Genomic DNA, 1,906 nt, shown 5'->3' with positions numbered 1-1,906 from the left:
TGTTCATCGAACTCAGGTTGTCCCCAAGGTTGCCGGCATCGTCTAGACGGGAATTTAGGCAAGGTGCATCCTAAGGACAGACGTGGGAGCACGGCGCACTCGACAGCGGATGGTGGCTAGACCTAGCCGCTGACAAGCTTCATAGCGATGGCATCCGGAAAATCCGTAATAGTTTCCTTCAACCTCTAGCACATCAATGGGTTCTTGGAGACCCATGCGTTGGATCGACTCCATCAGCGCCTGAACTTTCTCGGGATCGTTCTGCCGGTAAAGGGGACGGTGAATTTGGTCAAGGGGGAGATCTACAATGCGCATAGCGGATGCGGGTGAAGTCGTTCTCCTAAATCATACTCGTAACGACTACGAGATGGCAAGCCTGAACCTGTCCCTGGGTAGAGCGATCGCTCGCCAATTCGATGGCATAATCAAGGCACAGGCTGGTGTCGTTGTCCTAGGTAGCGATCGCCCCCTGGAATGATATGAACGAGGACACCATGAAAGGATTGACGATCATCAAAAGCCTGATCGGGTGTCTGCTGCTAGTGCTAGTCTTGGGCGGTCAGCCAGCCCTATCCGAGGAGGTTAGTCCTGCGCCGGTGGTGGATCCTGCTCCAGAAGCGATCGCTCCGGAGCCAGCCGAATCGTCAGATACCCTCCAGAAATACCTCACCGTCTTGCCCCATGCGGTGCAGACCTTAGACTTGCAGCCGGGAGTGTTGAAGATGGTAGTGATTTCAGAAGCAGGACATACGACCCTGCGCTGTGGCGATCGCATTCAAACCTACACCTGTGCGCCGGGGCGATCGGTCGTGATTGAGCGCGATCCATCGGAGGCGCTGATGGAGTTTCGGGCGCAGAATGATAGTGATCAATCGGTACGGCTGAAGCTGCGCATCGAGCAACTGGTATCTTCCCCCGCTGTCTAACTCTTGGCCTATCCTGCTATGGAACCCTGGACAACTCGACTGGCTGCTTTCCAAGAAACCCTGATCTCCCAATGGGACATTGTCCGGCGGATTGGTCAGGGCATTGCTGTGGCGTTGCTGTTTGACTTTGTTGTCTTCCTCGGCACTCGCCTGGATGCGTTGCCCAGCGACATTGTGTTTAACGCTAAGCTCTTGATTGGTCTGGCAGGTCTGACGGCCACCTGGCTTTTACTCGACCTTTTGCCGGTCTCGGCTTGGCTGGCAACGTGGAGCACCAGACTCAACCCAGCCGCCCTGGCGACGGCCTATCGCATGTTTTTGCAGCCTCACTTAGGTTGGCTGAAGGTGGTGATCATTTTACTGCTGGCCGATCTGAGTTTGCTAATTGCCCCTGCAGCCGGGCGGCTGAAAGCTCTGGAGTTCATCGTGGCCCTAGGGTTGGCGATCGCCATTGGCTTTTTAGGAACCGGCATCTTTCGCAGTTATTTCAGTAACTACTTGCTCAATGCCACGGTGAAGACTGGAACCAAAACCAGTAGCGAATTGCTGATTTTGATTCGCCTGTTGACCAATATCGGTATTATTGTGGTCACGGCAATTATCTTTGCCCAAACCCACGAGATCAACCTAGTTGGGCTGGTGGCCAGCTTAGGGATTGGTGGCCTAGCGGTGGCTTTTGCGGCGCAGAAGGTTTTAGAGCAATTGCTGGGTGGAGTAGTGATTTACCTCGATCGCCCCTTTGTGGTGGATGACTATATTGGCTTAGCAGACGGCACCTTTGGCCGCGTTGAGTCTATTGGCATTCGCTCCACCAAAATTCGCACCTCGGGGAAAGGAACTGTGACAGTGGTGCCCAACAATGCCCTGACCCAGGCCAATATTGAGAACTTCACCGATGCCAAAAAGGTGATTTCATTGTTCAACCTCACCTTCTATCACACCATTCCCAGCGAAGAACGGGCGCTGATTCGGCAAGTGAT

At 54.0% G+C, this 1,906-nt stretch carries 4 protein-coding genes; 3 read left to right on the top strand and 1 reads right to left on the bottom strand.

All coding sequences use genetic code 11. From position 1 onward, the window contains the following. Positions 1-54 precede the first annotated feature (54 nt). The gene (locus V6D20_01345; GenBank protein HEY9814443.1) at positions 55-315 is read right to left on the bottom strand and encodes a sulfiredoxin; all 261 of its coding nucleotides are present in this window, start codon (positions 313-315) and stop codon (positions 55-57) included. Here V6D20_01345 and V6D20_01340 point away from each other — a divergent pair. From V6D20_01340 to V6D20_01330, 3 genes are all read left to right on the top strand, one after another. Beyond that, positions 308-478, top strand: coding sequence for a hypothetical protein (locus tag V6D20_01340; GenBank protein HEY9814442.1), 171 nt, complete (start codon positions 308-310; stop codon positions 476-478). The genes V6D20_01345 and V6D20_01340 overlap by 8 nt on opposite strands. 16 nt (positions 479-494) lie before the next feature. Beyond that, positions 495-926, top strand: coding sequence for a hypothetical protein (locus V6D20_01335; protein HEY9814441.1), 432 nt, complete (start codon positions 495-497; stop codon positions 924-926). 3 nt (positions 927-929) lie between these two features. Continuing rightward, positions 930-1,906: mechanosensitive ion channel domain-containing protein (locus V6D20_01330; protein HEY9814440.1), on the top strand; the 977-nt coding region annotated here is incomplete at its 3' end.

This window comes from Candidatus Obscuribacterales bacterium (assembly GCA_036703605.1).
Taxonomy (GTDB): Bacteria; Cyanobacteriota; Cyanobacteriia; order RECH01; family RECH01; genus RECH01.
Note: the sequence above shows the minus strand (reverse complement) of the source record. Positions and strands in the feature narration are given on the sequence as shown.